Raw genomic sequence first — 24899 nt, 5'->3', positions numbered from 1 at the left:
TTAGCGGGGGAGGGGCGCAGACGGAACCCTGCACATGCGCCTAATCCTGTGGCTTGTCGCCGCTCAGGTTCTTGCGGAACAGCACCCGGTCTTCCGGGCCGAACCCGCGGTTCCAGATCACCCAACCATAGGTCAGCAGGATCAGTGGCACGCCGACGATCAGTTCCACCCATTCGGGCATCAGGGTGGCGAGGTAGCCGACCAGCACCGCCGGTGCCGCAGCCCAGACCAGTGCCCAGCGCCAGTTGTTGACCCGGTGGCCCAGGATGCGGGACAGCAGCCACGCCTTGACCAGCGAGGCCGCGCCAAGCGCCAGCATCAGGGCAATGGCCGCTGCTGCTGCCTTGTGGGGCTCGCCGTAGCCGAGGTTCTGGACCAGCACGATCAGGCCCACCGTCAGCGCGGCCTGAAGTGCGATGGTGGCAAGCGAGATGGCAAGGTTCCGTTTGCGGGCGACATAGACCAGTGCCGCTTCGGAGACGACCGCAGTGGCGGCAACCACTTCGGCGGCGAGCAGGAATGCGAGCGCGCCCGTGCCGCCGACGAATTCCGGCCCGACCAGCCCCATGACCGCTTCGCCCGGCACGCCCAGCGCCAGAGCGATACCGGCCTGCGCGGCGACAATCCAGAAGCCGACCTGCGCGACCTGTTTGGCAATCGCGCCGAGATTGCCTTCCTTGAGATTGCGGGTGATGACCGGGCCGAGGATCGGCTCGAAGCTGGTCTTCAGCTTCTGCGGTAGGCTGGCGACCTGCTGGGCGATGTAATAGATGCCTACCGCTGCCGGAGCGGCGAAAAAGCCGAGGATGAAGATGTCGAGCCGCCGGGTGCCCCACTCGACCGCGTCGGCCGTGGCGAGCGGCAGTGCGCGCATGGTCTGGCGCCACAGGGCCTGCGGTTGCGGCCGCCAGTCCTTCGGCAGGCCGTAGTCGCGCAGGAACGACCAGGCCGCGGCGGCCAGCCCGGCGTAGATCGAAACGATATAGGCCAGTGACAGCCCGGCTTCGCGAAAACCGGTGTAGAAAAACACGCCGGCCATGATCGAGATCGTCCACGGCTCGATCACCGCGCGGGCGCGGACGGTGGTGGCTATGTCATAGCGGTAAGCCTGCGCCGCGAGCAGGATCTCGGTCAGGGCAAAGGCGGGGATGGCCAGCACCAGCAGCTTGTCGAGCTCGCTGTACTGGCCCGACGGGAACATCGGTTCCGGAAAGAACCACAGCACGATGCCCGCAACCACCGAATAGGCCAGCGCCAGCAGGATGCCGTCGAACACCACGTTGGCCGGGCGCAGGCCTTCGCCCTCGCTCAGCCGCTGGGCCAGCCCGCGCTTCTCGCCGAGCGAGCACAGCATCGCCAGCAGTTCGACCACCACCAGGGCCGAGGCGAACCGGCCCAGCGCGTCTGCCCCGTAGAGCCGACCGGCGATGAACAGGAACGGCAGGCGCGCCAGCAGGCGCAGCAGGAAGCCGATGAAATTGGTCCGCCCGCCCTTGGCCAGCGCGGCGATATCGCCCTGGTTGGCCTGTTCGGTCACGCTGCCGGGTGGCTTTCGGCGCGCAAGGGGCGGTTCAGCAGAGCGGTGACCACGGCGACGGCCGGGGCACCGGCGAGCAGGTCAGTCACACCGGCGACAATCGGCATGTCGACACCGTGTTGGCGGGCGAGGTCGCGCAGCACCGGGGCAGTATGCGCGCCCTCGGCCACGGTGCGCCGGTCAGCCATCAGCGCGGCCGCCGAACCGCCTTCGCCCAGCGCCTTGCCGAGCGAGAAGTTGCGGCTGGCGGTGGAGGAGCAGGTCAGCACGAGATCGCCGAGGCCGCACAGGCCCGACAGCGTTTCTGCCCGCGCGCCCAGCGCCTCGCCGAACCGCAGCATCTCGGCATAGCCGCGCGCAATCAACGCGGCGCGGGCGTTCTGCCCCAGGCCCAGCCCGTCGACCACCCCGCAGGCAATCGCGAGGACGTTCTTGACCGCGCCGCCGATTTCCGCCCCGGTCACGTCGTCGGAATAGTAGGGCCGGAACGCGGGCCTTGCGATGGCAGGGGCGAGCCGCGCCCATTGCGCCTGACCGCCGCTGCAGGCGAGGGTCACCGCTGTCGGCAATCCGGCGGCCACCTCGTGCGCGAACGTCGGGCCGGACAGGACGGCGACGGCGCTCTGCGGCATGGCTTCGCTGGCGACATGGTTCATCAGCCGGCCACTGCCTGCCTCGATCCCCTTGCTGCACAGGACGAGGTCGCGCGGGGCCGGTGCCAGCCCGCCCAGGACCCGTGCCAGATGCTGGGCCGGGGTAACGGCAAGCACCGTCTCGCACGCGGCCAGATCGGCCAGATCGCCGGTGGCCTTGAGCGTGTCGGCCAGCGTGGCAGACGGCAGGTAGAGCGGGTTGCGCCGGTCCCGGTTGATCGCCTCGACCAGTTCCGGTTCCAGCGCCCACAGGATCACCTCGCGCCCGTCCGATGCAAGCATCTGCGCCAGTGCCGTGCCCCAGGCACCGGCGCCGATTACGCCGACCCGTTCGCTTGCCGCACTCATGCCTTGTACCCCGCACCGCGCACCGGTTCAGCCAGCGGATCGAGCGGCCAGCGCGGGCGGGCGACGAAATCGAGCGGGTCGGCGCGGAAATCCGTCAGCCCCAACCGCTCGCATCCCGCCCAGGCGATCATCGCGGCATTGTCGGTACACAGGGCCAGTGGCGGGGCAACGAAACGCATTCCCCGCTCGTCCGCCAGTTCCTCCAGCGCGGTGCGGATGCGCTGGTTGGCCGCCACGCCGCCCGCCACGACCAGCGCCGGGACCGGCTCCATCGCGTCAAGCGCGCGGGTCAGCCGGTCGAGCACGCAGTCGAGCGCGGCCTGCTGGAAGCTGGCGGCAATATCGGCGTCAGCGTGAAGCCCGCTTTCGCTGGCCCGCAGAACCGCGCTCTTCAGCCCGGCGAAGCTGAAATGCGGCTCGGCGCTGCCTTTGAGCGGGCGGGGCAGGGGAACGGCGCGCGGATCGCCTTGCTGCGCCAGCCGCTCTACCGCCGGGCCGCCGGGAAAGCCGAGGCCGAGGATCTTGGCGGTCTTGTCAAAGGCTTCGCCCAGCGCATCGTCGATCGTGGTGGCGATGCGGCGATACTGGCCAACCCCGTCCACCCGCAGGATCTGGCAATGTCCGCCCGAAACCAGCAGCAGGGCATAGGGAAATTCAAGCCCCGGATCGGCCAGCCGGGGGGACAGGGCATGCCCTTCCAGATGGTTCACCGCGATCAGCGGCACTGCGCTGGCCATGGCCAGCGCCTTGGCCGTGACCAGCCCCACCATCACCCCGCCGATCAGGCCGGGCCCGGCGGTGGCGGCAATGGCATCGCAATCGCGCAGTTCGACCCCGGCATCGGCCAGCACGGCCTCGATCATCGGAGCCAGCCGCTCGACATGGGCGCGGGCGGCGATTTCCGGCACGACGCCGCCGTAGGGGGCGTGTTCCGCGTCCTGGCTGGCAATCCGCTGGGCGAGAATCACCCGCCCGGTGGTCACCAGGGCTGCTGCCGTCTCGTCGCAGCTTGATTCTATGCCGAGGACCAGGCCCATGGTGCTTCCCCTGAACAAATTGCGCCGCTAGGGCAAGCGTTGCACCATGACCAAGACGCCCACGATCCGCCTCGGAACCCGCCAATCCCCGCTTGCCATGGCCCAGGCCCGCGAAACGCGCGAGCGCCTGTGCGCCGCCCATGGATGGACGGAGGATGCCGTCGAACTGGTCCCCGTCCGGGCCAGCGGCGACAAGGTGCTTGACCGCCCGCTGGCAGAGATTGGCGGCAAGGCGCTGTGGACCAAGGAACTCGATGGCTGGCTGCACGAAGGCCGGATCGATGCAGCGGTCCATTCGATGAAAGATGTGGAAACACTGCGTCCGGACTGGCTCACCATCGGTGCGATTCTGCCGCGCGAGGACGTGCGGGACGTGCTGGTTGGCGCGCCGAGCGTGGCGGCAATTCCGGCCGGGGCACGGGTCGGAACCAGCGCCCCGCGCCGCGCCGCCCAGATGCTCCATGCCCGCCCGGACTGCTCCGTGGTGCTGTTCCGCGGCAATGTGGCCACCCGGCTGGCGCGGCTCGCGGCGGGAGAGGCAGATGTCACTCTGCTCGCTGCCGCAGGGCTGGCGCGGCTGGGCGAAAGCGGCGTGGGTACACCGCTGCCGGAAGATGACTGGCTGCCCGCCCCGGCGCAGGGGGCGATCGGAATCGAGTGCCGCGCGGATGACAGCCGGGTGCGCGACCTGATCGGTGCCATCAACCATGCGTCTTCGCGGTTGCAGGTCATGGCCGAGCGCGGGCTGCTGGCGGCGCTGGGGGGCAATTGCCATAGCCCGATCGCCGTGCTGACCCGGATCGATGACGATTCCATCGTCATGCGCGCGGCAATCTACAGTGCTGACGGGATCGAGCGGGTCGAAGGGCAGGCACGGTTCGCGGCGCACGATGCGGCCGGCCCGGCCCGGTTGGCGCGTGAACTGCTCGGCCAGGCACCGCCCGCCATCCAGGCCCTGTTCGACGGGACTGCTTTCGACGGCGCTGCATGAGCGGCGCACTCGTGGTCTTGCGGCCCGAGCCCGGACTTTCGGCCACCGTTGACCTTGCCCGGGCAGATGGTTTCACCGTGACCGCGGCCCCCATGGCAGAGGTTCAGCCGGTTGCGTGGCAGGTTCCCCCGCCTGCCAGCTTTGATGCCCTGCTGCTCGGCAGCGCCAATGCAATCCGGCATGGCGGCGCTGCCCTGGCGGACTATCGGGGGTGCCGCGCGCTGGTGGTGGGCGAGGCGACTGCACGCGTCGCTCGCGATGCGGGGCTGGACGTGGTGGCAACCGGCACGGGCGGGCTTCAGTCGGTGCTTGACCGGATTGCAGGCTCCGAATTCAAACGTCTTTTGCGCCTGGCAGGAGAAGACCGGGTGCCCCTGAGCGCGCCCGCCGGCGTATTGATCGAGACGCGGGTGGTCTACCGGGTCGCCTACTTCCCGCTCGCTCCCCAAGCGGTCGAGGCCCTGCAAGGTGGCGCGCTGGCCTTGCTCCATTCGGGCGAGGCGGCGAGCCATTTCGCGGCGGAGTGTGACCGCGCCGGGCTGGAGCGGGCCGGAATCGCGATTGCCGCGCTGGCCCCCCGCATTGCCGAGTCGGCAGGCCACGGCTGGCGCCAGGTTGGTGTTGCGGCGCAAGCGAACGACCGTGCCTTGCTGGAAATGGCGCGCGACATGTGCCAATGATTCCGGCGGAGGGCCGCTCACAAGGCCCATGCGGGGCGCAGAACGGATAATGATGGACCAGTACAGCACCCAGGGCCCAGCCCGCACATCGCTCAAACCCTATCTCTGGGTCGGGCTTGCCTGCTTTGTGTTGGGGGCCATGCTGGCAGGTTACCTTGCGTGGCGCAGTGACCCCGGCCTGTTCGGATTTGGTGCACCTGCTGAGGAACAGGTCGAGCGGCGCAGCTCAACCCCTGCGGCGGTTGCATCCGGCATGGCTATCCCGGCACCTGTGCCCAGCGTCACCGCGACCCAGGCCGCAGCCGAAGCGACGGTCGAGCGGGTGGCAGAGCAACAGGGTGGCATCGAACAGCGCCTTGCAGCAGCCGAGCAACGGCTTGCCCGGCTCGATCTCCAGTCGCAGGCCGCTTCCGGCAACGCAGCGCGGGCGGAAGGCCTGCTGATCGCCTTCGCCACCCGCCGGTCGATCAGCCGGGGCGCGGAGCTCGGCTATCTGGCAGACCAGTTGCGGCTGCGTTTTGGCGATGCCCTGCCCAATGCGGTCGAGACGGTCATCGCCTTCTCGCGCGAGCCTGTGACGCTGGATGAGCTGATGGCGCGCCTTGATGGCCTTGCGCCGAAACTGTCCGATCCGGCGCAGATGAACCTGGTCGAACGGGTCCGGCGCGAGGTGACCAGCCTGTTTGTCATCCGGCGCGAAAGCACCCCTTCGCCGCAACCGGCTATGCGAATCGAACGGGCGCGCTATTTCCTCGAAAGCGGGCGGGTCAACAAGGCGATCGAGGAAGTCCGCAACCTGCCCGGGGCCACCAACGCAGACGCCTGGACCAGGGATGCGGCGCGCTATGCCGAAGCACAGCGCGCGCTCGATCTGATCGAAACCTCGGCCGTGCTTGAACCGCGGCGACTGCGGGACAGTTCCGGCACGCCGGTGGAGCAGCCCAGCCCGGCGGGGTAAGGCCGGAGGCTAGGCCCGGAGCAGTTCGGGCACTTCGCCAGAAACGCCGCGCGCCTCGTCCATGAACCAGCGTTTCAGCACCGGCATCCGCTGGACCCCGCCCATGCCGAACCGGCGCACTGCCGAAGCCGTGCGTCCGGGCAGGCCGAACAGGCGGGTCAGCACGTCGGTCGCGAACGAGACGCTGAAGGTATCGAGCCCCCGCCAGGTTTCGTAGCGGCGCAGCATTTCGGCATCGCCCAGATCCAGCCCCAGTCGCCGTGCTTCTGCCAGCACCTCGACCAGCGCGCCGACGTCGCGCAGGCCCAGGTTCAGGCCCTGCCCGGCTATGGGGTGCATCCCGTGCGCCGCATCGCCGACCAGCACCATGCGCTGTTCCACCATCCGCGCGGTGTGCTGGAAGCTGAGCGGATAGGACGACCGTTCACCCACCAGTTCCACTGTGCCGAACACGTCGCCCATCCGCTTTGCCACTTCTGCCAGGAAGGCACGCGGCGAAAGGGCGAGGACACCGGCAGCGTCTTTCTCCGAGACGGTCCACACCAGCGCGGAGCGATGGCGGCCTTCGGGCGTGTCGCGCAGGGGCAGCAAGGCGAAGGGGCCATCCGGATAGAAGATTTCCCACGCCACCCCGCCGTGCGGTTTTTCGTGGACCAGCCCGGCAATGATCGCGCGGTGGCCGTAGCCCCATTTTGCCAGCGAGATGCCTGCCTCGTCACGAGTGGGTGAGGCACGCCCCTCGGCGCCGACCAGCAGCTCGGCACGCAGCACCGCGCCATCGGCCAGCGTCGCGCTGACGCCGTGTTCGGCGCGGTCCCGGTCGATGATCCGGGCATTGCTGTGCCAGGCGATGAGTGGCTGGGCGGCGGCGGCTTCGAACAGGGCCAGGCGCAGATCGCGGTTGGCGAACATCCGGCCGAGCGTGCCCTCGTGCGGTTCCGGGCGGAAGTCGATCCGCCCGGGCTTCATCTGGTCGGTGACGGCGATGGCCTCGATCGGGCAACCCAGCGGCTCGAGCCGGTCGGCGATCCCGATATTGGTGAACAGGTTCCAGCTGGCGGTGGAAATGGCCGAGGCGCGCACATCGTAACCGTCAGCGGTCAGCTCGGCCGGATCGGCCCGGTCCACCACATGGCTGGACAGCCCGCGCGTGGCCGCTGCCAGAGCCAGCGTCATGCCGACCAGTCCGCCGCCCAGGATCAGGAGATCGCGCTTCTCGTCCATGCTCGTGTCGACCATTGCAGCCTCGTTGTCATCGGGTGGCAATAGCCCTAGAGGGTCGCGCGTGATCGAGGCAAGGACATTGGGCGGCTGGCGCGCGATTTGGCTCGTGCTGGTTGCGGCGTTCGCGCTGTTCGGCGCTGCTGCGCAGGCGCAACCGGCCGCGGTGCGAAGCGGGCCGGGCGACGACCGGATTTCCGTGGAACTTTATGCGGACGGGCCGCCTCGTGCAGGCGAGGAATGGCTGCTTGCCTTCCGCTTCATCCCGGTGGCCGACGAATGGCACGGCTACTGGTCCAATCCCGGCGACGCCGGGCTGGGGATGACGCTCGACTGGCAATTGCCGGACGGTTGGCAGGCGGGCGCGCCGCTCTATCCGATGCCGCGCACGCTGGTGACCAGCGGCCTGATGAACCATGTGTTCAAGGGCGCCTATACCGTCTTCGTCCCGGTGCGGGTGCCTGCGGGGAGCCGGATCGACCCGGCGCAGATGGTGTCGGTCACGCTCGAATACCTGGCCTGTACCGACACGATCTGCGTGCCCCAGCAGGCCACTGTCACCCGCAGGCTCGGTGATGTGCCGGCCAGCAGCGCTTTCGGCGCATGGCGGGCGGCTCTTGTGCCGCCGCTCGACCAGGACGGCGCGTGGGAGCGGACCGGCGCGCTGCTCCGGATCGGCATTCCCTTGCCTGCTGCGGTCAATCTGGCCCGGCCGCATGTCTTCCTCGAAACGACCGACCTGGGGCAGGGCTGGCAGCCCGCCTATGTCGAGGCGCAGACTTTCCGGCGCGAAGGCGACCTGCTTGTCGCCGAAGTGCCCTTGCGGCGCTTGCCACTGCCTGAGGGCGCGGCAGTGCCGCCCGAACCGGCTTCCGTGCAGGGCATCCTGTCCTTTGCCGAGGGCGAAGGGGTACGGTTCGGGGCGCGGGCAGGCGAGGTTCCGCTCGAAGGCAAGGCACCGCTGGCCGGACCGGCAGAGCCCGCCCTGTGGGCCTTGCTCCTCGCGGCATTGGCGGGTGGGCTGATCCTGAACCTGATGCCCTGCGTCTTCCCGATCCTCAGCCTCAAGGCCATCAGCCTGGTAAAGTCCGGGCAGAGCGAGGCGGTCGCCCGGCGTGAAGGGATTGCCTACACGGCGGGCGCGGTGCTCGCCTGCGTCGGCCTCGGCGCCGTGCTGCTGGCCCTGCGCGCGGCGGGCGAGCAGGTTGGCTGGGCGTTCCAGTTGCAGGAACCGGGCGTGGTGGTGGCGCTGCTGCTGCTGGCGGCGGTCATCACCGCCAATTTTGCGGGCCTGTTCCAGTTGCCTTCGCTGCCGCTGACGCGCGGCGGGCAGTCTGCCGGTGGTTTTGCGACCGGTTTCCTCGCCGCTTTCGTCGCCACGCCCTGCACCGGCCCGTTCATGGCGGCGGCACTGGGCGCGGCGCTGGTCCTGCCGGCAGCGCAGGCGCTGCTCCTGTTCGCCGCCCTGGGGCTGGGGCTGGCCTTGCCGTTCCTGGCGATCGGCCTCTCGCCCGCCCTGCGCCGCCGCCTGCCCAGGCCGGGGCCGTGGATGGAGCGGTTCCGCAAGGCGATGGCGATCCCGATGGGGCTTACCGCGCTGGCGCTGGTCTGGCTCACCGCGCGGCTGGGGGGACAGGGCTTCGCCTTGGTCGCGCTGGTCGCGCTGTTCGGGGTGCTGCTGGCGCTGGCGGTCGTCGGGCGGTTGCAGCGCCATGGCAAGCTGGCCTGGCCCGCCTTTGGCCTGATTGCCGCGCCGTTCGCGATTTTTGCCGCCTTTGCCCTCCCGGCCAGCCATGACCCGGCGTCTGCCGGCGCAGCGGAGTCGATCCACGATCCGGTTCCGTTCGACGAATTCGTACTGATGAACACGGTCCAGTCACAGGGCAAGCCGGTGTTCGTGTGGTTCACCGCCGACTGGTGCGTGACCTGCAAGGTCAACGAAAGCGCCGCGATCGAGCGGGAAGCGGTGAAGCAGGCGTTCGACCGCGCCGGGGTCGTCACCATGCGCGGTGACTGGACCCGCCGCGATCCGGCGATTACCGAATTCCTGGCCGGACAAGGCGCGGCGGGCGTGCCGCTCTACCTGTGGTATGCGCCGAACCGCGCGCCCGAGCAGCTGCCGCAGGTGCTTACTGCGGGGTTGCTGGTGGAGCGGGCAGAGGCAGTGCCGCTGTCCCCCGGCAGCGGTCAATCAGCTGCGCCGGCTCGCTCGACGGATTGAGGACGGTCGTTCCCGCGCCGGGAATGGTCAGTTCGACTTCGCGGGCGCCGGTCAGCGCCTCCAGCCGGGTATCACCGGCCGGGATCTCGCCCCGCCAGATCCACAGCTGGCCTTCGCGCACGGCATCAACCGGGAGCCGCAGCATGTGGCTGTTGCCGATCAGGGCGGCAAAGGCCTGTGCCTCCGGATCGGCCGGTGAATAGCGGGTCAGACGGATGCTGGCCCCGTCCTGCGTCCGGGCACAGGCGAGCGCGACCAGCGGCGGCTTGCCGGGCTGGCCATAAATGATCTGCCCGGCCGTGGCACTTTGTGCCCACAGCGCGCCAGCGGTGTCAGGCGAGGGCAGCGGCTCGCTCGGAAACGGCCCCGCTTTCGCCAGGTCGACCCGCTCGACATACCCGTCGGCCGCCGGCGGTTTGCAGGCGGCCAGAACGAGCAAGGGCACCAGAGGCAGGGCGCGCAAGGCCAACCGCCTACCGGCCGCGGATGAAGGCGCGGACATCGGCTGACAGCTTGCTGCGGTCTTGGTCACGCACGTACATCATGTGGCCGGAATCGTAATAGGAGTAGACGATCCGGTCCTGCGGGATGCCGGTCCTCGTCAGGGCATATTCGGCAGCGAAGAACGGGGTGGCAAAGTCATACCAGCCCTGGCCGACAAAAATGCGCATCCCGCTGTTCTCGCGCAGCGCCTTGCCCAGGAACGGGGTGACGTTGAGGTAGGCATTGGTGTCACGCCCGCCTTCCAGCCGCCAGTCCCAGTCCCGCACGCCGCCGATGGTGACATATTGCCGTTCCGGACTGAATCCGATCGTTTCGCGGAAATAGGCGTTGGCTGCGGCAGTATATCCCCCATCGATCCCGTAGAAGCTGGGGTCATTGTCAGGCGTTTCGCCCGCATTGTCATAGTCGCGCCCGGTATAACGGCTGTCGAGCCGCCCCACTGTCAGCCCGCGATCGCGCAGCAGTTCCTTGTAGAACCGGCCACTGGTGACGCGCAGGTCGGCCCGGTCAAGATAGTCTTCCGACAGGCCGGTGAATCGCGCCAGCTCGCGCCGCACGGCTGCACGCTCCTCAGCCCCCGCGCGCTGGCCCTTCAGCAGGAATGCGGCGTAGGGCCCGATCGCGAACTGGCGCGCTTCCTCGGCGAAGGCTTCCGGCGAGACGCTGCTCGCCTTGCCATGATAGAGTGCAGTCACCGCCATGCTGGGCAGGGTGGTGATATAGCCCAGTTCCGCTCCTTCGGTCTCGGCCCCGGCGCCGAAATCGAGCACGGTGGAAATCAGGATCACCCCGTTCAATGCGACATCGTTGTATGATCCCTCCAGCTCGCGCACCACGGCGGCCGAGCGGGTGGTGCCATAGCTTTCGCCGCCAAGGAATTTGGGGCTGTTCCAGCGCCCGTTGGCAGACAGCCACTGGCGGATGACCAGGGCGACCGATCTGGCGTCCTTGGTCACGCCCCAGTAGTCCTTGGGATCGGTCTCGCCGATCACCTTGCTGAAGCCGGTGCCGACCGGATCGATGAACACCAGATCGGTCACATCAAGCAGGGCGTCGGGGTTGTCGAGGATAGGATAGGGCGGCGCCCCGTCATCACGCGCGTCCGAGGGGATCGCCACCCGCTTGGGCCCGAACGCGCCCATCTGGAGCCACAGCGAGGCTGAGCCGGGACCGCCGTTGAACAGGAAAGTGACCGGCCGTGCCGGATCACGCGGATTGGCGACGTAAGAGGTGGTGACAATCGCGGCCTTCGGATGGCCCTTGTCATCCTTGAGGATCTGCTCCTCGATGGTGGCGGTATAGGCCACGCGCTGCCCGCCGAACACGCCGGTAAACTGGCGCGAGGCTGAAAGGGGCTGGTAATCGTCGATTTTCGCGGCCTGCTCCGGCGGCTTGTCCTGAGCGAGCACAGGGGGAGCGAACGAGAGAGCCGCGACGGCGGCGAGAATGGTGCGGTTCATGGGCGCTCTATGGCAGGGCAGAACGTGCCGGTAAATCGTCAGGCTGCAGCGTAAATGGCTGGCCCATGGCTGGCTTCAGGGATCGGCAGTTCCCTTGCCTGCCCTTATGCAAGCTCATGACCGTCATCCTGAACTTGTTTCAGGGTCCATTCTGCGGTTTCGCCCGACATTCATGGCCGAGGGATGGATGCTGAAACACGTTCAGCATGACGAAGCAGGGATGTGCTCCTCTTACTTCCCCCACTTCCGCTGCGTTTTCCCGTATCGCATCTTGCGCGTGCCGGGCTTGCCCTCGTTGCTGCGGCCCACCAGCGGGGCCTTTTTCTCGCCGTCGGGGATGCCCAGTTCGTCTGCTTCCAGGCGGCGGATTTCGTCGCGCAGACGTCCGGCTTCCTCGAACTCCAGGTTCGCCGCCGCATTGCGCATCCGCTTTTCGAGGTCCTCGATGTAGGCGCGCAGGTTGTGGCCAACCAGGTTGTTGCGCTCCGGATCGCCGATGTCGACCAGCACCCCGTCCTGCGCTGCCGAATGCGCGACGATATCGTGGATGTTGCGCTTGATCGTGGTCGGCGTGATGCCGTGTTCGGCGTTGTAGGCCTCCTGCTTTGAACGCCGCCGGTCAGTCTCGGCGATGGCGCGCTCCATGCTGCCGGTCATCCGGTCGGCATAGAGGATCACCCGGCCATCGACGTTGCGCGCGGCGCGGCCGATGGTCTGGATCAGCGAGGTTTCGGAGCGCAGGAAGCCTTCCTTGTCCGCATCGAGGATCGCCACCAGCCCGCATTCGGGAATATCGAGCCCTTCGCGCAGCAGGTTGATTCCGATCAGCACGTCATAGACGCCCAGCCGCAAGTCGCGGATCAGCTCGATGCGTTCCAATGTCTCGACGTCGGAGTGCATGTAGCGCACCCGAACGCCGGCCTCGTGCATGAACTCGGTCAGGTCTTCCGCCATGCGCTTGGTCAGGGTGGTCACCAGCGTGCGGTAGCCCAGCTTCGTCGTGGCGAGACATTCCTGGATGCAGTCCTGCACCTGGTCCTCGACCGGGCGGATCTCCACCGGCGGGTCGATCAACCCGGTCGGGCGGATCACCTGTTCGGCGAACACGCCGCCCGATTGTTCCATTTCCCATGAGCCGGGCGTGGCCGAAACCGCGATCGTCTGCGGGCGCATCGCGTCCCACTCGTTGAAGCGCAGCGGGCGGTTGTCGATGCAGCTCGGCAGGCGGAAGCCGTATTCGGCCAGGGTGATCTTGCGGCGGTGGTCGCCTTTGCTCATCGCGCCGACCTGCGGCACGGTCTGGTGGCTTTCATCGACGAACAGCAGCGCGTTTTCGGGCAGGTATTCGAACAGTGTCGGCGGCGGTTCACCGGGAAGGCGGCCGGTGAGGAACCGGCTGTAGTTCTCGATCCCCGCGCAGCTTCCCGTGGCGGCAATCATTTCGAGGTCGAAATTGGTCCGCTGCTCCAGCCGCTGATGCTCCAGCAGCTTGCCTTCCGCTTCGAGTTCCTTGAGCCGCTCGGCCAGCTCGAACCGGATCGCTTCAGCCGCCTGCTTCATGGTCGGACCGGGCGTGACGTAGTGGGAATTGGCATAGACCCGCACTTTGTCGAGCCTGGCACCTTTCGTGCCGGTCAGGGGATCGAATTCGCTGATTTCCTCGATCTCGTCGCCGAAAAAGCTGATGCGCCAGGCCATGTCTTCGTAGTGGCTGGGGTAGATTTCCAGATTGTCTCCCCGCACGCGGAAGTTGCCGCGCTGGAAGGCGGCATCGTTGCGCTTGTATTGCAGCGCGACCAGCTTGCGGATGATCTCGCGCTGGTCCTGCGTCTCGCCCTGCTTGAGGTCGAAGATCATCGCGGAATAGGTCTCGACCGAGCCGATGCCGTAGAGGCAGGAAACCGAGGCGACGATGATGACATCATCGCGTTCCAGCAGCGCGCGGGTGGCCGAGTGGCGCATCCGGTCGATCGCCTCGTTTACCGAGCTTTCCTTCTCGATGTAGGTATCGCTGCGCGGCACGTAGGCTTCGGGCTGGTAGTAGTCGTAGTAGCTGACGAAATACTCGACCGCGTTGTTGGGGAAGAAACTCTTGAACTCGCCATAGAGCTGGGCAGCGAGAATCTTGTTAGGGGCCAGGATCAGGGCGGGGCGCTGCAGCGCCTCGATCACCTTGGCCATGGTGAAGGTCTTGCCGCTGCCGGTAACGCCCAGCAGAACCTGGGTCTGCTCGCCGGCCCGCGCCGCTTCGACCAGGTCGGCAATTGCGGTCGGCTGGTCGCCGCTGGGGGAATACTCGCTGACCAGCTCGAACGGCCGCCCACCCATCGACTTGTCGGGGCGGACGGGCTTGTGGGGCGTGAAGTTGCCGGACGTGTCGGGTTCTTCCAGACCGCGGCGGATAACGAGTTCGGCCATGGCGGCAATATGGCCGTTCACGGTGCGTTCTGCAATGCCCCGGGTGGCCGAGGGAGCGATAGCGTTTGGCACCTTCAGGCAAGCTTGCTAGCCTCGCCAGACCTGCAAGCACCCAAGGAGGGGAATGGAATGCGTTGGCACCTGCTGATCCCGATAAGCGCGATTGCCCTGGCTGGATGTGGCAGTGAACCTTCCGGCCCGAAAACCGCCGAGGAAGTGGCGGAGGCTGCCGACAGCATGGTCAAGCCGACGCCCGGCCTTTACCGCAGCACCGCCAACATTACCGAGTTCGAAATTCCCGGACTGCCCGCGGAACAGGCGGCGCAAATGAAGGAAATGATGGGCTCTTCCGCCAGTCAGTCGAGCGAATTTTGCCTGACGCCCGACCAGGCCGAGGAAGGATTCAAGAGCGTCGCCCGGGAACTCGGCGAGGGCAGGAAGGGGTAACCTGCGAGTTTTCCAAGTTCGAGGCATCCGGTTCGGAACTTGAATCGACGCTGGCCTGCACCGGGCCGGGCGGGGTCAATGTGAACATGGATATGGACGGCACGATCGAACCCACCAGAAGCGCCATCACCATGCGGATGAGCCAGAAGAACCCGCAGCTCCCCGGCGGCGAAATGCGCATGGCAATGGAAGTGAAATCCGAGCGGATCGGCGACTGCAAGTAGGCATTCGGCGGAGGGCATACACGCCCATTCCGGCCAATATTGCAGTTCCAAGACAACCGGGCTGTTCAGGTGGCGTTAGTCGGGCTGCACGATATATTGCAGTTCGATGGCAACCAGACCCGCCCCTTCCTCTTTCGCAATGCTGCCTGCCTCGCGGGAGGAATTCACGCGCCGGGTGCAGCTTGCCCGTGAAGCGGTCGAGGACGAGACTGCCCGGCCCGGTCTGCGGTACCTGGCAGGTGAGCTTGATGTGCTCAGGGAGCCGGTGCGCCGTCCGTTCCGCAAGCTTGCCATCCCGGCGGCGGCAGTGCCGCGCACGGTCATGCTGCTGCCCGGCTTTGCCACGCACCCGGTGCGCATGCGCTATCTGGCGCGCCAGCTTGAACGCGCCGGTCACACGGTGAAGCGCTGGGGGATGGGCTTCAATTTCGGCCCGACCGAGGAGAACCTGGCGTTCCTCGAAGCCCGGCTGGAGGAAGTGCACGCCCGCTATGGCCGCGATGTGGTGCTCGTGGGGTGGAGCCTGGGCGGCCTGTTCGCGCGGGAATTGGCCAAGCGCCGCCCCGGCCTGGTGGCCAAGGTGGTGACCATGGGCACGCCCTTTTCGGGAAATCCGCGCGCGAACAACGCCTGGCGCATCTATCAGTTCGTCGCCGGGCACCGGGTGGACCAGCCGCCGATCGAGACAGTGGTGGCGGAAAAACCGCCGGTCGAGACCGTCGCACTGTGGAGCCCGCGTGACGGGATCATCAGCCCGCGCAGCGCCCGCGGTCTGGCGCACGAGCGCGACCGGGCGGTGGCGCTGCGCTGCACCCATATCGGGTTCAGCTATGCCCCCGAGGCGATCCATGCCGTGCTGGCGGAGCTTGATCGGGCGGGGTGATCCGCCTGCCAGAGCGCAGATTTGCCGCGTTTTCCGTTTGCTCTTGACGCCCGCCCCCAAGGCGGGGATTGTGCACTGCAACAGGGCGATTGACGGGGTACATGGAGCAGGCAGCGAATACCTTCGATGAAATGCGGCATGAGGGCGGCGGTGTGCGTCCGGCTTACGCTGACTATTGCGAATGGTTCGACCAGCAGCCCGGCGATCTTCTCCGTCGCAAGCACAAGGATGCCGAAGGCAGTTTCCGCCGCACTGGCATAACGTTCAATGTTTATGGTGAGGGCGAGGCCGAGGAGCGGCTGATCCCGTTCGACATGGTGCCGCGCGTGATCACGGCTGCCGAATGGCGCCGCCTTACGCGCGGGATCGAGCAGCGGGTCAGCGCACTCAACGCCTTTATCCACGATCTCTATCACCGGCAGGAAATCATCCGCGCCGGGCGGGTGCCGGAGCGGTTGTTCCGCCATAACGAAGCCTGGCTGCCGCACATGGTCGGCTTCACGCCGCCGGGCGGGGTGTACACCCATATCGTCGGAATTGACCTGGTGCGGACCGGCCCGGGCGACTGGTTCGTGCTGGAAGACAATGCGCGCACGCCCTCGGGTGTCAGCTACATGCTGGAAAACCGCGAAACCATGATGGCGATGTTCCCGGAACTGTTCACCCGGGTGCCGGTTGCCAGCGTGTCAGACTATCCCCGCCGCCTCGCCAAAAGCCTGGCCGCCTGCGCGCCCGATGCGGCGCGGGGCAAGCCGACGGTGGCCGTGCTGACTCCTGGCATCTACAACAGCGCTTATTACGAACACGCCTTTCTGGCTGACCAGATGGGTGCCGAGCTGGTCGAGGGCAGCGACCTGCGGGTGGTGGGCGGCCGGGTGCAGATGCGCACCACGCGCGGTTACGAGCCGGTCGATGTGCTCTATCGCCGGGTCGACGACGAATTCCTCGATCCGCTCACTTTCAATCCGGCCAGCGTGCTCGGGGTGCCGGGGATCATGGACGTCTACCGTTCAGGCGGGATCACGATTGCCAATGCACCGGGCACCGGGATCGCCGACGACAAGGCAATCTACAGCTTCATGCCGGAAATCGTCGAGTTCTACACCGGCTCCAAGCCGCTGCTGCCCAACGTCCAGACCTGGCGGTGTGCCGAGCCGGACAGCCTTGCCTATGTGCTCGACAACCTGGCGGAACTGGTGGTCAAGGAAGTGCACGGCTCCGGCGGCTACGGGATGCTGATCGGCCCGACCGCCTCGAAGAAGGAAATCGCCGCTTTCCGCCAGAAGCTGTGCGCCAAGCCGGGCAACTACATTGCCCAGCCGACGCTGGCCCTGTCGACCTGCCCGATCTTCACCGCCAAGGGGCTGGCCCCGCGCCATGTGGACCTGCGCCCGTTCGTGCTGGTCTCGCCCGACAAGATCGACATTACCCCCGGCGGGCTCACCCGGGTGGCGCTCAAGAAGGGATCGCTGGTGGTCAACTCGTCGCAAGGCGGGGGCACCAAGGATACCTGGGTGCTGAAGGACTGAGCGGGCAATGCTGGGACGGACCGCCAACGGCCTTTTCTGGATGTTCCGCTATCTTGAGCGGGCCGAGAACACTGCCCGCCTGCTGGAAGCCGGCTTTCGCATGGCGCTCACCCGTGACCTTCAGACGGCAGAGGCGGAATGGCGCTCGCTGGTTCATACCCTGGGCCTGAAGGAAGTCTACGAGCGGCACCACGACAGCTACATCGGACACGAGGTGTGGAACTTCATCCTGCGCGACCGGGAGAACCCCAACAGCGTCGCCCGGATGATGGATGCCATGCGGGCCAATGCACGCGTGACCCGCACCGCCATCACCACCGAGCTGTGGACCGCGATCAACACCAGCTGGATGGAAATCACCGCCCTGCTCAAGCGCCCGGTATCACAGGGGCAGGTGGGGGAAGTGGTGGAAACCATCCGGAGGGCGGGAACACTCACCCACGGGGCGATGGAAGGCACCCTGCTGCGGTTCGAGGGATACCATTTCGCCCGGGTCGGCACCTTTGTCGAACGGGCCGACAACGTCGCCCGCATCATCGACATGAAATACTACCTGCTGCTGCCCTCGCTGCGTTACGTGGGCAGCACGATGGATACCGGGCAGTGGGAGCAGGTGCTTCGCTCGGTCTCGGGTGACCGCGCCTATCACTGGCTCAACGCAGGCCGGATCGAGGCGCGCGGGATCGTGGAATTCCTGGTGCTTGACCGGCGCTTCCCCCGCAGCCTGGCCTATTGCCATGGCGAACTGGACGAGGAGCTGGCCTGCCTTGCCGCCATCCACGGGCATGAAGCGCACTGCCATAAACTGATGCATGAGGCCGCTACCATTCTGGACCACATGACGGTGGACGGAATATTCGAGATCGGGCTGCACGAATTCCTCACCCGGTTCGTTGATCGCAACGCCGCCATCGCCGAAGCGATCGCGCAAGATTACCGGTTCCTCGTCTGATGCGCCTCTCGGTCACCCATACCACGCGCTATGTCTTCACCGAACCGGTGGTGCACGCCTTGCAGCGTATCCGGCTTACCCCCAAGCGCACCCAGGGGCAGGAAATCATCCGCTGGAACATGGAGCTGGAGCACGCCCGGGTCGAGCTGGAATATGACGACCAGCATTTCAACCATGTCACTCTGCTGTCGATCGAGCCGGGCGCGCGCGAGGTCATGGTTCGCTGTTCCGGCGAAGTCGAAACGCAGGACAATGCCGGCATCATCGGCCGTCATTCCGGCCATCTGCCGCTGTGGAGTTTCCTGGGCCAGACCGCACTGACCCGGCCGGGAGTGCGCCTGCGCGCTCTGGCCCGCGATGCCCTGGCATCGGGTAGCGATCCGCTCGAACGGCTGCATTTCCTCTCGCGCGAGATTGCGGCACACGTCGCCTATGAGACGGGCCGGACCGGGGTCGAGACCACTGCCGAGGAGGCTGCCGTGGCCGGGCACGGGGTGTGTCAGGACCATGCCCACATCTTCATCGGCGCAGCGCGGGCGATGGACGTGCCCGCGCGTTACGTCAGCGGCTACCTGATGATGAACGACCGGATCGACCAGGAAGCGACCCATGCCTGGGCCGAAGCCCATGTTGACGGGCTGGGCTGGGTCGGATTCGACGTTTCCAACGGGATAAGTCCCGATCCGCGCTATATCCGGGTTGCAACTGGCCGCGACTATCGCGATGCCGCTCCGGTGACGGGGATCCTGTTCGGAACGAGCCAGGAGAACCTTCACGTCGCGATCGGAGTGGAACAGCAGCAGGCGGAACAGTGAAATGACCTATTGTGTCGGCATGATGCTCGATCGCGGGCTTGTGCTTATGAGCGACACGCGGACCAATTCCGGCGTCGACAATATCTCGGTGTTCCGCAAGATGTTCCGCTGGGAAGTGCCGGGCGAGCGGATCATCGCCGTGATGACGGCCGGAAACCTCGCCACCACCCAGGCCGTGGTCAGCCAGCTGGAAGAGCGCACCAAGACGCCGGACCAGCGGCAGAACTCGGTCCTGAAGTCATCGACCATGTTCCAGGTGGCGACCGACATCGGGCGCTTGCTGCGGGAAACCGTGCTCGGCCAGCAAACCGCCAACGGGCAGGAAGGCGAAGGGCGCTTCACCGCTTCGATGATCGTGGCGGGGCAGATCGCCGGCATGGAGCCGCGCCTGTTCCTGATCTACCCGGAAGGCAATTTCATCGAAGCCAGTCTGGATACGCCGTTCTTCCAGATCGGCGAAACCAAGTATGGCCGCCCGATCATCCTGCGCGGCTATGACCGTTCCATGAGTTTTGAGGAAGCGATCAAGCTGCTGTTCGTCTCGTTCGACTCCACCCTCAAGGCGAACCTGTCAGTCGGGCTGCCGCTGGACCTGCTGGTGATCGGCAAGGACGAATTCGTCGCCACGCACGAGCGGCGGATTACGCACGACGATCCCTATTACCAGGCGATTTCGACCGGCTGGGGCAGGGCGCTTCAGCACGCCTTCAACTCGCTGCCGGAGTACACGCTGGAAGACAGCTAGCCCGGCGCTCCCTCCAGCCGCGCCATAAGGGCGGTAATGTCGGCGACCGCAAGGCTGTGTTCCGCAATCAGGTCGGCCAGGTCGTCGATCCGCGCCATTTCGCCGTCGTCCCGCAGGATCGAGCAGATTACGGCCGCTTCCCCCGCACCGGCCATCCGGCACAGGTCAATCGACGCCTCCACCGCTGACTGGCGCGCACGCACGCCGCCTGACTGGGCGATCAGCGGGAACACGTGCCCGGGCGACACAATGTCGTCGGCAGTGGCCGCTGCGTCGATGGCGACTTGCACGGTGCGGGCGCGGTCAGCCGCGGATATGCCGGTGGAGACACCGGTCTTCGCTTCAATCGAGCGGGCAAAGGGGCGGCCCGTCTGGCGCTCGGTGCCCGCGTTCACCAGGCTGAGGCCCAGCCTGATTGCGTGATCCGGGGTCACCGTCAGGCAGATCAGGCCCCGGCCATGGGTGGCCATGAAGTTGATGGCAGCGGCGTCGGCATGGCGGGCAGCAATCATGAGATCGACGTCCCCGCCACGCAGCCTGTCGCCGCTCAGCACCACGATCCGCCCGGCTGCCACATCCGCCAGCGCCCGGTCGAAGTCTGCTTGCGTGGTCACGCCAGCGCCCTCCCGGCAGCGAAGCTGCGGGCGCCAAGCACGACCTGCTTGCCCACCAGTTCGAGTTGGCCGCGCGCCCGCTCGTCAAGGCATTCGCCATCGGGTGAGAACAGCCCGCGATAGGTGCGGATGGTCGCCCCCATCGGCGTGGGCCAGCCGCGCAGGGCATGGGTGATGGCGCGCATGGTCAGCAGGGTGCTCATCGATGCCTGGTCGCCGAACGCAGTGGCAATCAGGCCGACCGCGCGGCCATCGAGATAGGGGCGCTCGTCCCGGGCAAGGTCTTCGAGATAGTCGAGCGCGTTCTTGACCACGCCGGAAATCGTGCCGTGATAGCCGGGCGCAGCAATCAGAAGCCCGTCTGCCTGGCGCACGGCCTCGACCATTTCGGCGCCCCACGTGGCATTGTGCGTCGGCCCCAGATAGTGGGGCAGGGAGGTCAGGTATTCCCCCCCGAACACCTGCACTTGCGCCCCCTCCTCGCCCGCAATGGAAGCGGCGAGGCGCAAGGCCTGCTCGGTCGAGCTGCCGGGATTGACCGTGCCGCCGAGGGCCACGATGCGGGTCATGCCAGTGCTGTCCTTTCAATGAGGTACTGTTCAAGGCGCGCGGTTTCGCCTGCGGTGAAATGAAGGCCCAGCTTGGTCCGGCGCCACAGAATGTCTTCCGCCGTCCGCGCCCATTCCTGCGCGACCAGATAATCGACCTCGGCGGCGGTCAGCCCGTGGCCAAACTGCTCGCCAAGGCCGGCCGGGCTGGTCGCCTGGCCGAGAATGTTGCGGGCGCGGGTGCCATAGAGCCGGATCAGGCGCTGTGCCTGAGCGTGGTCGAGGAAGGGATAGTGCGCAGCGAGCTCTCGTGCCAGGTCGTCCGCTTCGTGCAGGCCGAAGTCGCCGCCGGGGAGGGGGGCAGCATGGGTCCACTCCGGGCCATCGAAAACCGGACACAGCGGTGCCAGCCGATCAACCGCTTCAGTGGCGAGGTGGCGGTAGGTGGTGATCTTGCCGCCGAACACCGACAGCAGCGGGGCCTCGCCCGGTTCGCCATCCAGCTCGAACCGGTAGCCGCGCGTTGCCGCTTCCGGCTTGCCCGAGCCATCGTCAATCAGCGGGCGCACGCCGGAATAGGTCCACACCACGTCCGCCGGGGTTACGGCAGTGCGGAAGTATTCGCTCGCCCCGGCGCAGAGATAGGCGATTTCCTCCGCGCTGGCCTGCACGCTGTCAAGATCGGCATCATGGTCGACGTCGGTCGTCCCGATCAGGGTGAAGTCCTGCTCGTAGGGGATGGCAAAGAAGATCCGCCCGTCGGGCAGCTGGAAGAAATAGGCGAACGGGTGGTCGAACAGCTTGCGCACCACGATGTGCGAGCCGCGTACCAGCCGCATCCGCTGGCTGCTCGGCTCGCCTGCGCGGCCCAGCAGGTCGAGCACGCGCGGGCCAGCGGCGTTGACGACACAGCTGGCGCGGAACTGTTGCCCCCCGGCGGTGATCTGCCAGCAATCGCCCTGCCGTTCCAGCGCGCTGACTTCGCAGCGGGTGCGGATATCTGCGCCCCGGTCAGCGGCATCGCGGGCGTTGAGGATGACCAGCCGGGCATCGTCAACCCAGCAATCGGAATAGAGAAAACCGTGGGCATATTCGGGCTTGAGCACCGCACCGGCGGGATGCCGGGCGAGGGCGACCGATTGCGCCGACGGAAGCTCCTTGCGCCCGCCGATATGGTCGTAGAGCCACAGGCCCAGCCGCAGCAGCCAGCGCGGGCGCAGGCCGGGGCGGTGGGGGAGGACGAAGCGCATCGGCCAGACGATGTGCGGCGCGATGCCCCACAGCACTTCGCGCTCGCTGAGAGACTCGCGCACCAGGGCGAATTCGTAATGCTCGAGGTAGCGCAGGCCGCCGTGGATCAGCTTGGTCGAATTGGACGAGGTACCGGTCGCAAGGTCGCCGCGTTCGAGCAGAAGCACGCTGGCCCCGCGTCCGGCAGCATCGCGGGCGATGCCGGCGCCGTTCACTCCGCCGCCGATCACGGCCAGATCGTAGAGCTTGTCCATCAGATCACCCACTTGGCGAAAGCGAGCGCCACCACCAGCGAGGCCACAGTGGCCGCCAGCACCGGCATGACCGAGCGCCACCCGAGCTCGAGCAACAGGTCGGTCCGCGTCCGGATGGCGGTGGCGGTGACGGCGAGCAGGAGCAGCGCCTTGGAAGCGACCAGCGCGCCCTCGGCCACCTCTGGCGGCATGGCGAACAGCGAATTGACCCCGACCAGCGCGAGAAAGGCAAGGATGAACCCCGGCAGCAGTGGCACCCGGGCGGTCCCGGTGGGGGCGGAAACCGGGTGCAGCCTGCCGATGGACAGCGCAGCCAGCGCCACCAGCGGGGCGAGCAGGGCGACGCGGGTCAGCTTGACCACGGTCGCCTGCGCCCCGGCAGGATCGGAAATGGCGAAGCCTGCGCCGATTGCCTGCGCGACATCGTGGATCGAGGCCCCGACGAGGAAACCGGCTTGCGCTTCATTGAGGTCCAGCAAGGCAGCAAGTGCCGGGTAGGTGATAAGTGCGATCGCGCTCGCCGCGGCCAGGATGACCAGGGTCAGGGTGAACTGCGCCTGATCCACCCGCTGGCGGCCGATCACGCCGTAAAGCGCCAGCGCTGCCGAGGCCCCGCAGATCGCGGTTGAACCGCCCGCCAGCAGCCCGACGGAGGGGCCCTGCGCGGTGACCCGCGCTGCCAGCATGGCGGCGACCACAGCGGCGAACATGACCAGCGCCAGCCCGGCAAAGGGCACCACGCCCATCGCGCCGATCTGCATTACGGTGACCTGGAATCCCAGCAGGACAATCCCGATCCGCAGGCCGTGGCGGGACGCGAAATCGAGCCCTTCGTGGGTCCGGCTGTCACCGGCCACAAAGTTGAGCGCGAGGCCGAGCAGCAGGCCCGCGAGGATTATCGGCACCCCGTACTGATCGCTGAACCAGGCGGCCGCTGCGCCGGCGATGGCGCAGATGGCAAATCCGGGCACGAAGCGGGCCAGCGGGCGCCGCGCGGCAGGCGCCGGCGCATCGGCGAGCATGATCTCGCCGAACAGATCGCCGGCGTAAGCGTCATAATCGGGGCCGCGGTCCGCTTTCATCAATCCGTCGCCAGGTGTTCTGCCAAAACCGTTCCCACCTTCTATGTCCTACGGTGTCATAGCCCTAACCGGCTCTGCCCGGCCATGCAATATGGCCATAGGCCCGAAATGCCCTGTTCGCCACTCGCCACCTCGGAATCAGCAGCGCGCTGCGGCCATGCCTGTCAGTCGACCGAAACCAACGCCCCTTCGTCACGGCGGATGACAGGCAGCAACCACTGGAACCAGGCCAGGGCCAGCAGATAGGATGACGCTGCGAACAGGAACAGCGGGACGAACCCCAGGCCTGCATCGAGCACGCGGCCGGCAATCAGGCTGATCGCAACCCCGCCCATGTTGCCCATGAAGGCCCCGAAGGCCGTCACCCGCCCGACTTTGGCGTTGGGAACGACATCGGTGATGGTCGAGAAGATCGACAGCGAGAAGCCCTGATGCCCGGCCATGACGACCCCCATCATCACCGCCACCGGCCAGAAGGAATCGAGCTCCAGCACCAGCGGCAGCGGCGCGACAACAAGCGCCGAAATGAGCATCACCGTCTTGCGGACGCGGTTGACGGACCAGCCGCTCTCCAGCAGGCGGGTCGATGCCCAGCCGGCCAGGAATGCGCCAAGGCCGGACCCGGCAAAGGCGATGGCCAGTGGCACGGCCAGCTCCAGCGTCGTGAGGCCGAATTCCTTGCGGTAGTAATCCGCCAGCCAGAAATTCATGAACCACCAGGTCATGTCCGACAGGGCCTTGGCACCGACGATGGCCCAGGTCCGGCGGTTCGTGAGGATCGGCCCGTAAGTCGAGCGGTCTTCTTCGGCTTCCGCCCCGTCCATCGGCAGGTTTGACTGGCGCAGCTGCGCCAGCCCGCGCGCCAGCCACATCCATGCAGCCAGCGAGACCAGCCCGCCGATCCCGCCCACGACCAGTGCCCCGCGCCAGCCAAACGCCAGCGCCAGCGCAGGAATGAGGAATGGCATGGCAATGGTGCCAGCCCCGGCCAGCAAGGTCGCAAAACCGAAGGCAAGCGAGCGCCGGTCGGGTTCGAACAGGGTGGCCACGGTCTTGATGGTGAGCGGGGTCTGGACCGCTTCGGTCACCCCCAGGCCGACCCGCGCGGCAACCACCTGCCAGGTGGTCATCGCCCAGCCGTGGGCCATGGCGGCAAAGCTCCATGCCGTGGCGCCCAATTGCATCGAGCGGTGGACGCCCAGCCGGTCAACCAGCCAGCCGGTGGCCAGGAAAGCGAAGGCGGCGGAAAACTGGGTGACGGCGGCGAGATCGCCGAAGTCGCTGTCGGTCCAGCCGAAATCGGCCATCATGTCCGGCTTGAGGATCGCGATGATCGGCCGGTCCATGGCGTTGAACACGCCCGCGATGCACAGGACCGTGAACAGCGACCAGCGCAGGCGGGTGGAAATGTGCGGGGTAGGGGATGCCATGGCCTGCTCCTAGCGGGGGGCGGCGGAAGGGGGCAAGCAAAGGGCCGCCGGATTGCTCCGGCGGCCCTTTGCTTGATCAGAGTTGCGGCTGGCTTGC

23 protein-coding genes are annotated in these 24899 nt (G+C 67.0%); 11 read left to right on the top strand and 12 right to left on the bottom strand.

From position 1 onward, the window contains the following. Positions 1-40: 40 nt before the first annotated feature. The 3 genes from U4960_RS12020 to tsaD are packed head-to-tail and all read right to left on the bottom strand — an operon-like array spanning position 41 to position 3575. The gene (locus tag U4960_RS12020; protein ID WP_324260876.1) at positions 41-1537 is read right to left on the bottom strand and encodes a lipopolysaccharide biosynthesis protein; all 1497 of its coding nucleotides are present in this window, start codon (positions 1535-1537) and stop codon (positions 41-43) included. After that, a complete protein-coding gene (locus U4960_RS12015) occupies positions 1534-2538 on the bottom strand; it encodes an NAD(P)H-dependent glycerol-3-phosphate dehydrogenase (RefSeq protein ID WP_324260875.1) in 1005 nt (334 codons plus the stop codon). The genes U4960_RS12020 and U4960_RS12015 overlap by 4 nt, the downstream gene beginning before the upstream one ends. Further along, the gene (gene tsaD / locus U4960_RS12010; protein WP_324260874.1) at positions 2535-3575 is read right to left on the bottom strand and encodes a tRNA (adenosine(37)-N6)-threonylcarbamoyltransferase complex transferase subunit TsaD; all 1041 of its coding nucleotides are present in this window, start codon (positions 3573-3575) and stop codon (positions 2535-2537) included. The genes U4960_RS12015 and tsaD overlap by 4 nt, the downstream gene beginning before the upstream one ends. 46 nt (positions 3576-3621) lie before the next feature. Here tsaD and hemC point away from each other — a divergent pair, with 46 nt between their 5' ends. The 3 genes from hemC to U4960_RS11995 are packed head-to-tail and all read left to right on the top strand — an operon-like array spanning position 3622 to position 6204. Next, positions 3622-4566 (top strand): hydroxymethylbilane synthase, encoded by a 945-nt coding sequence (gene hemC, locus U4960_RS12005; protein WP_324260873.1) that lies wholly within the window; start codon positions 3622-3624, stop codon positions 4564-4566. Beyond that, positions 4563-5246, top strand: coding sequence for a uroporphyrinogen-III synthase (locus U4960_RS12000; RefSeq protein WP_324260872.1), 684 nt, complete (start codon positions 4563-4565; stop codon positions 5244-5246). Before hemC ends, U4960_RS12000 begins: the two co-directional genes overlap by 4 nt. 49 nt (positions 5247-5295) lie before the next feature. Further along, positions 5296-6204: a hypothetical protein gene (locus U4960_RS11995; protein ID WP_324260871.1), complete on the top strand. Its 909-nt coding sequence runs from the start codon at positions 5296-5298 to the stop codon at positions 6202-6204. 9 nt (positions 6205-6213) lie between these two features. Here the strand turns inward: U4960_RS11995 and U4960_RS11990 are convergent, their stop codons facing one another. Further along, positions 6214-7443: an FAD-dependent monooxygenase gene (locus tag U4960_RS11990; RefSeq protein WP_324260870.1), complete on the bottom strand. Its 1230-nt coding sequence runs from the start codon at positions 7441-7443 to the stop codon at positions 6214-6216. A 46-nt stretch (positions 7444-7489) separates the two neighbouring features. Here U4960_RS11990 and U4960_RS11985 point away from each other — a divergent pair, with 46 nt between their 5' ends. Next, positions 7490-9646: a protein-disulfide reductase DsbD family protein gene (locus tag U4960_RS11985; RefSeq protein WP_324260869.1), complete on the top strand. Its 2157-nt coding sequence runs from the start codon at positions 7490-7492 to the stop codon at positions 9644-9646. On the opposite strand, the gene U4960_RS11980 is transcribed toward U4960_RS11985, so the two are convergent. The 3 genes from U4960_RS11980 to uvrB all read right to left on the bottom strand — a co-directional run bounded on the left by U4960_RS11980 (position 9555) and on the right by uvrB (position 14028). Further along, positions 9555-10091 (bottom strand): hypothetical protein, encoded by a 537-nt coding sequence (locus tag U4960_RS11980; protein ID WP_324260868.1) that lies wholly within the window; start codon positions 10089-10091, stop codon positions 9555-9557. The genes U4960_RS11985 and U4960_RS11980 overlap by 92 nt on opposite strands. 28 nt (positions 10092-10119) lie before the next feature. After that, on the bottom strand, positions 10120-11610 hold the full coding sequence (locus U4960_RS11975; RefSeq protein WP_324260867.1) for a S10 family peptidase: 1491 nt from the start codon (positions 11608-11610) through the stop codon (positions 10120-10122). A 231-nt stretch (positions 11611-11841) separates the two neighbouring features. Beyond that, positions 11842-14028 (bottom strand): excinuclease ABC subunit UvrB, encoded by a 2187-nt coding sequence (uvrB, locus tag U4960_RS11970; RefSeq protein WP_324260866.1) that lies wholly within the window; start codon positions 14026-14028, stop codon positions 11842-11844. A 129-nt stretch (positions 14029-14157) separates the two neighbouring features. On the opposite strand from uvrB, the gene U4960_RS11965 reads away from it, so the two are divergent. From U4960_RS11965 to U4960_RS11935, 7 genes are all read left to right on the top strand, one after another. Continuing rightward, positions 14158-14475, top strand: coding sequence for a hypothetical protein (locus tag U4960_RS11965; protein ID WP_324260865.1), 318 nt, complete (start codon positions 14158-14160; stop codon positions 14473-14475). Continuing rightward, complete coding sequence (locus tag U4960_RS11960; RefSeq protein WP_324260864.1) at positions 14400-14699, top strand: DUF3617 domain-containing protein; 300 nt, start codon at positions 14400-14402, stop codon at positions 14697-14699. The genes U4960_RS11965 and U4960_RS11960 overlap by 76 nt, the downstream gene beginning before the upstream one ends. Positions 14700-14805: 106 nt before the next feature. Next, positions 14806-15582 (top strand): esterase/lipase family protein, encoded by a 777-nt coding sequence (locus U4960_RS11955; protein WP_324260863.1) that lies wholly within the window; start codon positions 14806-14808, stop codon positions 15580-15582. Positions 15583-15683: 101 nt separating this feature from the next. Then, complete coding sequence (locus tag U4960_RS11950) at positions 15684-17111, top strand: circularly permuted type 2 ATP-grasp protein (RefSeq protein WP_324260862.1); 1428 nt, start codon at positions 15684-15686, stop codon at positions 17109-17111. A gap of 7 nt (positions 17112-17118) precedes the next feature. After that, positions 17119-18063 (top strand): alpha-E domain-containing protein, encoded by a 945-nt coding sequence (locus tag U4960_RS11945; protein ID WP_324260861.1) that lies wholly within the window; start codon positions 17119-17121, stop codon positions 18061-18063. After that, complete coding sequence (locus tag U4960_RS11940; RefSeq protein WP_324260860.1) at positions 18063-18878, top strand: transglutaminase family protein; 816 nt, start codon at positions 18063-18065, stop codon at positions 18876-18878. The genes U4960_RS11945 and U4960_RS11940 overlap by 1 nt, the downstream gene beginning before the upstream one ends. A gap of 1 nt (position 18879) precedes the next feature. Beyond that, complete coding sequence (locus U4960_RS11935) at positions 18880-19623, top strand: peptidase (RefSeq protein WP_324260859.1); 744 nt, start codon at positions 18880-18882, stop codon at positions 19621-19623. Here the strand turns inward: U4960_RS11935 and U4960_RS11930 are convergent. From U4960_RS11930 to U4960_RS11910, 5 genes are all read right to left on the bottom strand, one after another. Then, positions 19620-20237, bottom strand: a complete 618-nt coding sequence (locus tag U4960_RS11930) for a 3,4-dihydroxy-2-butanone-4-phosphate synthase (RefSeq protein ID WP_324260858.1) — start codon at positions 20235-20237, stop codon at positions 19620-19622. The two genes, U4960_RS11935 and U4960_RS11930, sit on opposite strands and share 4 nt — an antisense overlap. Beyond that, on the bottom strand, positions 20234-20806 hold the full coding sequence (locus U4960_RS11925; protein ID WP_324260857.1) for an NADPH-dependent FMN reductase: 573 nt from the start codon (positions 20804-20806) through the stop codon (positions 20234-20236). Before U4960_RS11925 ends, U4960_RS11930 begins: the two co-directional genes overlap by 4 nt. Further along, positions 20803-22290 (bottom strand): glycerol-3-phosphate dehydrogenase, encoded by a 1488-nt coding sequence (locus U4960_RS11920; protein WP_324260856.1) that lies wholly within the window; start codon positions 22288-22290, stop codon positions 20803-20805. Before U4960_RS11920 ends, U4960_RS11925 begins: the two co-directional genes overlap by 4 nt. Then, a complete protein-coding gene (locus tag U4960_RS11915; RefSeq protein ID WP_324260855.1) occupies positions 22290-23372 on the bottom strand; it encodes a YeiH family protein in 1083 nt (360 codons plus the stop codon). Before U4960_RS11915 ends, U4960_RS11920 begins: the two co-directional genes overlap by 1 nt. A 164-nt stretch (positions 23373-23536) precedes the next feature. After that, complete coding sequence (locus U4960_RS11910) at positions 23537-24802, bottom strand: MFS transporter (protein WP_324260854.1); 1266 nt, start codon at positions 24800-24802, stop codon at positions 23537-23539. Positions 24803-24899 lie beyond the last annotated feature (97 nt).

This window comes from Altererythrobacter sp. H2 (assembly GCF_035319885.1).
GTDB lineage: Bacteria > Pseudomonadota > Alphaproteobacteria > Sphingomonadales > Sphingomonadaceae > 34-65-8.
Note: the sequence above shows the minus strand (reverse complement) of the source record. Positions and strands in the feature narration are given on the sequence as shown.

Bases quoted from the DNA above. Each gene is read 5' to 3' on its own strand.
- U4960_RS12015 (WP_324260875.1), bottom strand. From the start codon at position 2,538: ATGAGTGCGGCAAGCGAACGGGTCGGCGTAATCGGCGCCGGTGCCTGG.
- tsaD (WP_324260874.1), bottom strand. From the start codon at position 3,575: ATGGGCCTGGTCCTCGGCATAGAATCAAGCTGCGACGAGACGGCAGCA.
- hemC (WP_324260873.1), top strand. From the start codon at position 3,622: ATGACCAAGACGCCCACGATCCGCCTCGGAACCCGCCAATCCCCGCTT.
- U4960_RS12000 (WP_324260872.1), top strand. From the start codon at position 4,563: ATGAGCGGCGCACTCGTGGTCTTGCGGCCCGAGCCCGGACTTTCGGCC.
- U4960_RS11995 (WP_324260871.1), top strand. From the start codon at position 5,296: ATGATGGACCAGTACAGCACCCAGGGCCCAGCCCGCACATCGCTCAAA.
- U4960_RS11990 (WP_324260870.1), bottom strand. From the start codon at position 7,443: ATGGTCGACACGAGCATGGACGAGAAGCGCGATCTCCTGATCCTGGGC.
- U4960_RS11975 (WP_324260867.1), bottom strand. From the start codon at position 11,610: ATGAACCGCACCATTCTCGCCGCCGTCGCGGCTCTCTCGTTCGCTCCC.
- uvrB (WP_324260866.1), bottom strand. From the start codon at position 14,028: ATGGCCGAACTCGTTATCCGCCGCGGTCTGGAAGAACCCGACACGTCC.
- U4960_RS11965 (WP_324260865.1), top strand. From the start codon at position 14,158: ATGCGTTGGCACCTGCTGATCCCGATAAGCGCGATTGCCCTGGCTGGA.
- U4960_RS11955 (WP_324260863.1), top strand. From the start codon at position 14,806: ATGGCAACCAGACCCGCCCCTTCCTCTTTCGCAATGCTGCCTGCCTCG.
- U4960_RS11950 (WP_324260862.1), top strand. From the start codon at position 15,684: ATGGAGCAGGCAGCGAATACCTTCGATGAAATGCGGCATGAGGGCGGC.
- U4960_RS11945 (WP_324260861.1), top strand. From the start codon at position 17,119: ATGCTGGGACGGACCGCCAACGGCCTTTTCTGGATGTTCCGCTATCTT.
- U4960_RS11940 (WP_324260860.1), top strand. From the start codon at position 18,063: ATGCGCCTCTCGGTCACCCATACCACGCGCTATGTCTTCACCGAACCG.
- U4960_RS11935 (WP_324260859.1), top strand. From the start codon at position 18,880: ATGACCTATTGTGTCGGCATGATGCTCGATCGCGGGCTTGTGCTTATG.
- U4960_RS11925 (WP_324260857.1), bottom strand. From the start codon at position 20,806: ATGACCCGCATCGTGGCCCTCGGCGGCACGGTCAATCCCGGCAGCTCG.
- U4960_RS11920 (WP_324260856.1), bottom strand. From the start codon at position 22,290: ATGGACAAGCTCTACGATCTGGCCGTGATCGGCGGCGGAGTGAACGGC.
- U4960_RS11915 (WP_324260855.1), bottom strand. From the start codon at position 23,372: ATGAAAGCGGACCGCGGCCCCGATTATGACGCTTACGCCGGCGATCTG.
- U4960_RS11910 (WP_324260854.1), bottom strand. From the start codon at position 24,802: ATGGCATCCCCTACCCCGCACATTTCCACCCGCCTGCGCTGGTCGCTG.